Annotated in this window: 8 protein-coding genes and 1 pseudogene; 6 read left to right on the top strand and 3 right to left on the bottom strand. The window is 67.4% G+C overall.

What is annotated here, in order from left to right:
* Positions 1 to 140: 140 nt before the first annotated feature.
* Positions 141 to 617 (bottom strand): TIGR02444 family protein, encoded by a 477-nt coding sequence (locus tag BAY1663_RS03125; RefSeq protein ID WP_037037886.1) that lies wholly within the window; start codon positions 615 to 617, stop codon positions 141 to 143.
* A 68-nt stretch (positions 618 to 685) separates the two neighbouring features.
* Between BAY1663_RS03125 and BAY1663_RS03120 the strand changes: the two genes are divergently transcribed.
* The 5 genes from BAY1663_RS03120 to BAY1663_RS03100 are packed head-to-tail and all read left to right on the top strand — an operon-like array spanning position 686 to position 5,103.
* Positions 686 to 2,596, top strand: coding sequence for an ATP-binding cassette domain-containing protein (locus BAY1663_RS03120; RefSeq protein WP_037037885.1), 1,911 nt, complete (start codon positions 686 to 688; stop codon positions 2,594 to 2,596).
* Positions 2,593 to 3,177 carry a mechanosensitive ion channel family protein gene (locus BAY1663_RS03115; RefSeq protein WP_037037884.1) on the top strand — a complete coding sequence of 195 codons (585 nt, stop codon included), beginning with the start codon at positions 2,593 to 2,595 and terminating at the stop codon, positions 3,175 to 3,177. The genes BAY1663_RS03120 and BAY1663_RS03115 overlap by 4 nt, the downstream gene beginning before the upstream one ends.
* A 6-nt stretch (positions 3,178 to 3,183) precedes the next feature.
* Positions 3,184 to 3,942: a TerC family protein gene (locus BAY1663_RS03110; protein ID WP_037037880.1), complete on the top strand. Its 759-nt coding sequence runs from the start codon at positions 3,184 to 3,186 to the stop codon at positions 3,940 to 3,942.
* Between the two features lie 55 nt (positions 3,943 to 3,997).
* Positions 3,998 to 4,630 (top strand): LysE family transporter, encoded by a 633-nt coding sequence (locus tag BAY1663_RS03105; RefSeq protein WP_037037879.1) that lies wholly within the window; start codon positions 3,998 to 4,000, stop codon positions 4,628 to 4,630.
* Positions 4,631 to 4,644: 14 nt separating this feature from the next.
* Positions 4,645 to 5,103, top strand: coding sequence for a YaiI/YqxD family protein (locus BAY1663_RS03100; RefSeq protein ID WP_037037877.1), 459 nt, complete (start codon positions 4,645 to 4,647; stop codon positions 5,101 to 5,103).
* An 89-nt stretch (positions 5,104 to 5,192) separates the two neighbouring features.
* Here the strand turns inward: BAY1663_RS03100 and BAY1663_RS03095 are convergent, their stop codons facing one another.
* Positions 5,193 to 5,660, bottom strand: a complete 468-nt coding sequence (locus tag BAY1663_RS03095) for a thioesterase family protein (RefSeq protein WP_037037876.1) — start codon at positions 5,658 to 5,660, stop codon at positions 5,193 to 5,195.
* A 279-nt stretch (positions 5,661 to 5,939) separates the two neighbouring features.
* The gene (gene elbB / locus BAY1663_RS03090) at positions 5,940 to 6,599 is read right to left on the bottom strand and encodes an isoprenoid biosynthesis glyoxalase ElbB (RefSeq protein WP_037037875.1); all 660 of its coding nucleotides are present in this window, start codon (positions 6,597 to 6,599) and stop codon (positions 5,940 to 5,942) included.
* A 314-nt stretch (positions 6,600 to 6,913) separates the two neighbouring features.
* Between elbB and hemB the strand changes: the two are divergent.
* A pseudogene (hemB, locus tag BAY1663_RS03085) lies at positions 6,914 to 7,926 on the top strand (porphobilinogen synthase).
* Positions 7,927 to 7,938 lie beyond the last annotated feature (12 nt).

The following is a 7,938-nucleotide window of genomic DNA, read 5'->3' as shown; positions in this document are numbered from 1 at the left end:
CGGCAGCCGAACCAGGCCGCTGCGGCCCGCCAAGCCACCGGCGGCGCCAAGCCGGTGGCCAGCAAGCCCGCCGCCAAGCCGGCGGCAACGAAAAAGCCCGCCGCACGCAAGCCGGCAGCCAAGCCCGCTGCCACGCCTCCTCAGTCGCCAAGCAGCGCCAGCTGAGTCTGCTGAGCCGCGTGGCGCAGGATCTCCAGCGCCGCGCGGCAGTCGCCCGCGGGGCGCAACTGCGCCAGCCATTGCGCGGACTCCGGACCCGGCGGCCAGGCCTGGCTCGCTTCCTGGAGTTTCACCAGCAGCGCCCGTTCCGCCTCGAGTTCCAGCGCCTTCAGCTTTTCGCGCAGCGGTTGCAGCGTCGCGTCTTCGTCGGCGCACGGGCGCCAGGCCTGACGCAGCTGGCGTAGCGGCTGCACCACCTGGCGCTGCCAGGGCATGGCCAGGCGCGTGAGCCGTTGCCGCCGTGGCGCATTGCACCCGATGCCGCGCGCCTGCAGCCAGGCCGCGCAGAGCAGCAGGCAGACGTCTGCCCCGCCGGCTTGCAGTTCCAGGCAGGCGTCCTCGACGCCGGGGCGGGCGTAGCAGGCGAGGGCGAAGGACCAGAGATCGGTATTGGGCATGGCGTGCGCCTTTTTTTCGTCGGCGCCCGGTTGGCTTTCCGGGCGAGCTGATAAACTCCGCGGCCATTATGATCCGACTTCAGAACCTCACTCTACAGCGCGGCCCCCAGCGTCTGCTGGAAGGCGCCGAGCTGACCCTGCATCCCGGCCAGAAGGCCGGCCTGGTCGGAGCCAACGGCGCCGGCAAATCCACCCTGTTCGCCTTGCTGCGTGGCGAGCTGGTGCCCGATGGCGGCGATTGCCAGCTGCCGCCGGACTGGCGCATCGCGCACATGCGCCAGGAGATCGACACCCTCGAGCGCCTGGCGGTGGACTACGTACTCGATGGCGACATCGAGCTGCGCCGCATCCAGGCCGCGCTCGCCGCCGCCGAGCAGGCGCACGACGGCAACGCCCTGGCCCGGCTGCATACCGAGCTGGACACTGCCGACGGCTACAGCGCCGATGCCCGCGCGCGCAAGCTGCTGGCCGGGCTGGGCTTTTCCAACGAGCAGATGGCGTTGCCGGTCGGCAGTTTCTCCGGCGGCTGGCGCATGCGCCTGAACCTCGCCCAGGCGCTGATGTGCCCGTCGGACCTGCTGCTGCTCGACGAGCCGACCAACCACCTGGACCTGGATGCGATCCTCTGGCTGGAGGACTGGCTCAAGGGGTATCCCGGCACGCTGCTGCTGATTTCCCACGACCGCGATTTCCTCGACGCGGTGGTCGATCACGTCATCCATCTCGAGCAGCGCAAGCTGCCCCTCTACCGCGGCGGCTACTCGGCGTTCGAGCGCACCCGTGCCGAGCGCCTGGCGCAGCAGCAGCAGGCCTACGAGAAGCAGCAGGCGCAGCGCGCGCACATGGAAAGCTTCATCCGCCGCTTCAAGGCCAAGGCGACCAAGGCGCGCCAGGCGCAGAGCCGGATCAAGGCGCTGGAACGGCTGGAGGAGCTGGCGCCGGCGCATGTGGATTCGCCGTTCGATTTCCGCTTCCGCGAGGCCGACAAGGTCTCCAGCCCGTTGCTCGACCTGGCCGAAGGACGGCTCGGCTACGGCGAGAAGGTGGTGCTCGAGCAGGTCAAGCTGCAACTGGTGCCCGGTGCGCGCATCGGCCTGCTGGGCCCCAACGGCGCCGGCAAGTCGACCCTGATCAAGACCCTCGCCGCCGAGCTCGTGCCGATCGGCGGCCGGCTGCAGCGCGGCGAGAACCTGGTAGTCGGCTACTTCGCCCAGCACCAGCTCGATTCGCTCGATCCCAAGGCCAGCCCGCTGCTGCACCTGCAGCGCATCGCCGCCAATGAGCGCGAGCAGACCCTGCGCGATTTCCTCGGCGGTTTCGATTTCCGTGGCGAGCGCTGCGACGAACCGGTGCTGAATTTCTCCGGCGGCGAGAAGGCGCGCCTGGCGCTGGCGCTGATCGCCTGGGGCAAGCCCAACCTGCTGCTGCTCGACGAGCCGACCAACCACCTCGACCTGGAAATGCGCCTGGCGCTGACCCTGGCGCTGCAGGACTTCGAAGGCGCGGTGCTGGTGGTGTCCCACGACCGGCACCTGCTCAAGAGCACCACCGATGAATTCCTGCTGGTGGCCGACGGCCGGGTGCAGGCTTTCGATGGCGACCTGGAGGACTACGCGCGCTGGCTGGTGGACTATCGGGCCCGCCAGCAACCGTCGGCTGCCGGCGAGGGGGTGGCCGACAAGACCGACCGCCGCACCCAGCGCCAGGCCGCGGCCGCGCTGCGCCAGCAACTGGCCCCGCACAAGCGCCAGGCGGACCGGCTCGAGAAGGAGCTCGCCACGGTGCATGAACAGCTCGCGGCGCTGGAGGCCCGCCTGGGCGACAGCGCGGTCTATGAGGCGGCGCGCAAGGACGAGTTGCGCGAGCTGCTGGCCAGGCAGGCCGAGCTGAAGGTGCGCGAAGGCGAGCTGGAAGAGGCCTGGCTCGAGGCACTCGAAACCCTGGAAAGCCTCCAGGCCCAGTTGGAGGGCAGTGCATGAACGAGCAATTGCTGCAGCTGTCGCAGGAGTGGCGTGACCAGCTGCTGCTGGGCCTGCAGGTGCTGCTGATCCTGCTGGTGGGCTATGTCCTGCAGCGCCTGGTCGCCCGAGGGCTGATGCGGCTGTCGTCGCGCTATCCGTTGCCACCGGAACTGCTGCTGCCGGTACGCGGCGGCATCCGCTGGTTCATCATGGGTGGCGCGCTGATCATGGTGCTGGAGCGCTTCGGTGTTTCCGCCACCGTGCTGTGGACGGCCATCTCCGGTTTCGTCGCGGTGGCGGCGATCGCCTTCTTCGCCATCTGGAGCGTGCTGTCCAACCTGCTCTGCGCGGTGCTGATCCTCACCGTCGGGCCGTTCCGCCTGGGCGATGTGGTGGAGATCGTCGAAGCGTTCGACAAGCCGATCGTCAAGGGCCGGGTGATCGATATCAATCTGCTCTACACCACCTTGGAAGAGGTGGCCGAAGCGGACACCGGGGCCATCGTGCAGGTGCCCAACAGCCTGTTCTTCCAGAAGGCCGTCCGCCGTTGGCGCGGCAGTGAAGTGCAGTTCTATCAGCGTGGCTCCAACGAGAAGTAACCCCCTATGGAATGGCTTGGCAACCCGGAAATCTGGGTCGCGTTTCTGACCCTGACCGCCCTGGAAATCGTCCTCGGCATCGACAACATCATCTTCATCTCGATTCTGGTCGGCCGGCTGCCCAAGGCGCAGCAGCCGAAGGCGCGCTTCTTCGGCCTGGCGTTGGCCATGGGCACGCGCATCCTGCTGCTGCTGTCGATCGCCTGGGTCATGCGCCTGACCAACGACCTGTTCAGCCTCCTCGGCGAGGGCGTCTCCGGGCGCGACCTGATCCTGTTCTTCGGCGGCCTGTTCCTGCTGTTCAAGAGCACCCTGGAGATCTGGCACAGCGTCGAGGGCGAGGAGGAAAGCCACGAGGGCGGCGGCGCGGCGAAGGCCGGCTTCCTGGGGGTGATCCTGCAGATCGCGGTGATCGACATCATCTTCTCGCTTGACTCGGTGATCACTGCGGTGGGCCTGGTGCAGAACGTGCCGGTGATGATCGCGGCGATCGTCATCGCCGTGCTGGTGATGATGCTGGCCGCCGGCACCATCAGCGATTTCATCGACAGGCACCCGACGCTGAAGATCCTGGCGCTGTCGTTCCTCATCGTCGTCGGCACCCTGCTGGTCGCCGAAGCCTTCGACGTGCACGTACCCAAGGGCTACGTCTATTTCGCCATGGCCTTCTCGCTGGGCGTCGAGGCGCTGAACATCCGCATGCGCAAGGCGATGAAGCGTAAGCTCAAGGAGCCGGTGAAGCTGGGCAAGGGCTCGCCGGACTGAACCGCAGCGTCGACCACCCGGCCGACGCAACCGCTTTGAAGGGGAGGCAATCACCATGTCGCTGGAAACCTGGCTCGCTTTCTTCGTCGCCTGTTGGGTGATCAGCCTGTCGCCGGGCGCCGGGGCCATCGCCTCGATGTCCTGCGGCCTGCAGTACGGCTTCTGGCGCGGCTATTGGAACGCCATCGGCCTGCAACTGGCGCTGGTACTGCAGATCGCCGTGGTCGCCGCAGGCGTCGGCGCGGTGCTGGCGACCTCGGAACTGGCGTTCGGCCTGATCAAGTGGTTCGGCGTCGGCTACCTGCTGTGGCTGGCTTTCAAGCAATGGCAGGCGCAGCCCGAAGCGCTGGACGATTCCGCTGCGCCACGGCCCATCGGCCGGCCGTTGAGCCTGGTGCTGCGCGGCTTCCTGGTCAATGCCAGCAACCCCAAGGCGATCGTCTTCATCCTCGCGGTGCTGCCGCAGTTCCTCGATCCGCAGCGGCCGCTGCTGCTGCAGTACAGCGAGATGGCGGCGACCATGGTGGTGGTGGATCTGCTGGTCATGGCCGGCTACACCGGGCTCGCCGCCAGGGTGCTGCGCCTGCTGCGTACGCCGCGTCAGCAGCGGCTGGTCAACCGCAGCTTCGCCACCATGTTCGCCGCTGCCGCGGCCCTGCTGGCGACGGTTCGGCGCGCCGCGGCATGAACGAGTCGGCCCCGATGCGTGTGTGGATCGACGCCGATGCCTGCCCGCGGGCGGCCAAGGACCAGGTGATCAGGTTCGCGCTGAAGCGCAAGTTCGAGGTGCTGCTGGTCGCCGGGCAGAGCCAGGTCAAGCCGGCGTTCGCCTGCGTCAGGCTGATCGTGGTGCCGAGCGGGCCGGATGCCGCCGACGATTATCTGGTCGAGCATGCCGAGCCCGGCGATCTGGTGATCTGCAGCGACGTGCCGCTGGCCGACCGCCTGGTGAAGAAGGGCGTCGCCGCGCTGGACCCGCGCGGGCGCGAGTTCGACGAGCGCAACATGGGCGAGCGACTGGCGGTGCGCAACCTGTTCACCGACCTGCGCGACCAGGGCCAGGTCGGCGGCGGCCAGGCCGCCTATGGCGAGCGTGATCGCCAGGCCTTCGCCAATGCGCTGGACCGCATGCTGACGCAACTGATGAGGCGCCGGGCGTAGGACGGTGCAACCCGCCGAACGGAGTAGGCTTCGCGCACGCTTGGCGGGTTTCACCCGCCCTACGGCTGCAGCTGCTTCAGCCGCATAGTTCAGCCGCATAGATAGGTGCCGGTGCCCACCGCCACCAGCACACCGTCCTCGTTGTGCAGCTCCGAGCGCACCACCGCCACCTTGTTGCCCGAGCGCAGCAGCACGGCGCTGGCGCTGAAGCGCGTGCCGCGCCCCGGGCGCAGGTAGTCGATGCGCAGGTCGATGGTGCCGAGCCGGGAAAGTCGCGCAGCGCGTTCCGCTGGCGTCAGGTGGCGATGCTTGTCGAAGGCGCCGAGCATCGCCATGGCGCCGCCGGCCACGTCCAGCAGCGAGGCGATGACACCGCCATGCAGGATGCCGTGGACGAAATTGCCCACCAGTTCGGGTTTCATCGGCAGGTGCATCACCACGCGCGAGGTCGAGATCTCGTCGAGCTCGATGCCCAGTGCCAGGTTGAAGGGAATGCGTTCGAACATCTGGCGTACGGCTTGGGCCTGCTCGGCGAGCAGTGTGTCATCGTCGTTCATGATCTGCGTTCCTGCCGGGAGAGCGATCACGCTGCCCGAGCGGCGGCGGGCTGACCAGAGCGTCGGCGGGAGCGCCGGCTGGTTTGGCGACTTTCGCGCAAAAAAATCCCGGCCGCGGCGCCTAATGCTGTTCACTTAACGACTCAAGCTGGATGTTGGCTCTGTAGGAGCGGGCCACGCCCGCGATTCGCGCGCATGGCGCGCTCCTACAACGTACTCTCCGTGCTTATCTGAACAGCATTACGGCCGCGGCGCCGGGATTTCATGATCGACGGTTCCTCAGACGGTCAGTTCCAGCACCCGGTCGACCAGCTTGTAGATGCCCGACGCGGCTTCGCTGATGGACTGCGCGAGCATGTAGGCCGGGGTGGTGACCAGCTTGTGCCGCTTGTCCTCGACGATCTCGCTGACTTCGCATGGCTGGTGCACGGCACCCATCGCGACGACCGCCTTGGCCGCATCGGCCTCGTCGCTGCCCAGGGTGCAGAGGACGCCGGGGCCGAAGATCTGTGCCGCCATGGTCGGGGCGATGCACATCATGCCGATCGGCTTGCCGGCCTGAGCGAAGGCCTGGGCCAGCGCGATCACCTCGGGCAGCGCCTTGCTGCTGGCGCCTTCGCTGGCGAAGTTCGACAGGTTCTTCGCCGCGCCGAAGCCGCCGGGCAGGATCAGGGCATCGAAATCCTCGACGCGTGCCTCGCGCAGGTCCTTGATCTCGCCGCGGGCCAGACGCGCCGACTCGGTCAGCACGTTGCGCGACTCCGGCATTTCCTCGCCGGTGAGGTGGTTGATCACGTGCATCTGTGGAATGTTGGGGGCGAAGCACTGCACCTTGGCTCCACGCTGGTCCAGGCGCAGCAGGGTAATCACGCTTTCGTAGATCTCCGAGCCGTCGTAGACGCCACAGCCGGAAAGGATCACGGCGACCTTTTTGTTCATAGCGATACTCCTGGTCTGGTCAAGCCCGAACGGCCCTTCCGGACGCTCGGGTCATGCGTCGATGCTAATGCCTGGGACGGCTCCGGGTAAGTCCCGCTCTGCAGTTTTGGAGTCGCGGCAGGCGCCGGTGTTCATTGCCACGGGCCCTGGGGCCGCACCGTTGCGCCGCGCGCCGGTTGATCAAAGCACTGGCAGTCACCGCCGAGGCTGGCGACAATGGGCCGTTCGGAGGTCTGCGCGGCATTGTCATCTTTTCGTCATGCTGTCGGCCTATAAACGTCATATTCGCCCGCTCTGCGGGCCAGGAGTTCGTCGTGAGTCTCGTTCCTGCCAGCCGGCTGTTTCCCGCTACTCGTCTGCGTCGCAACCGTCGCGATGATTTTTCCCGCCGCCTGGTGCGCGAGAACGTGTTGACGGTCGATGACCTGATCCTGCCGGTGTTCGTGCTGGACGGCGAGAACCGCCGCGAGCAGGTGCCGTCGATGCCGGGCGTGGAACGGCTGTCCATCGACCTGCTGCTGGAGGAGGCCGAGGAACTGGTGGCGCTGGGTATTCCGGCGCTGGCGCTGTTCCCGGTCACGCCGCTGGAGAAGAAGTCCCTCGACGCCGCCGAAGCCTGGAGCCCCGACGGCATCGCCCAGCGCGCCACCCGCGCGCTGCGTGAGCGCTTCCCCGAACTGGGCATCATCACCGACGTGGCGCTCGATCCGTTCACCACCCATGGTCAGGACGGCATCCTCGACGAGCATGGCTACGTGCAGAACGACGTCACCGTCGATGCGCTGGTCCGGCAGGCGCTGTCCCATGCCGAGGCTGGCGCCAGGTGGTCGCGCCGTCGGACATGATGGATGGCCGCATCCAGGCGATCCGCGAGGCGCTGGAGGTGGCAGGCCACCACAACGTGCGCATCATGGCCTATTCGGCGAAGTACGCCAGCGCCTACTACGGCCCGTTCCGCGACGCGGTGGGCTCGGCGGCCAACCTCGGCAAGAGCAACAAGAACACCTATCAGATGGACCCGGCCAACGGCGACGAGGCGCTGCACGAAGTCGCCGCCGACCTGGCCGAAGGTGCGGACATGGTCATGGTCAAGCCGGGCCTGCCGTACCTGGACATCGTCTGGCGGGTCAAGGACGCCTTCAAGGCGCCGACCTTCGTCTACCAGGTCAGCGGCGAGTACGCCATGCACATGGCGGCGATCCAGAACGGCTGGCTGAGCGAGGCGGTGATCCTTGAGTCTTTGGTCGGCTTCAAGCGTGCCGGGGCCGATGGCATCCTCACCTACTTCGCCAAGCAGGCGGCACAACAGTTGAAACGGGGCCGATGAGCCCGCTCGAGG

The organism is Pseudomonas sp. BAY1663 (assembly GCF_000582595.1).
Lineage (GTDB): Bacteria > Pseudomonadota > Gammaproteobacteria > Pseudomonadales > Pseudomonadaceae > Stutzerimonas > Stutzerimonas stutzeri_AF.
This window is presented reverse-complemented; position numbering and strand designations above follow the sequence as displayed.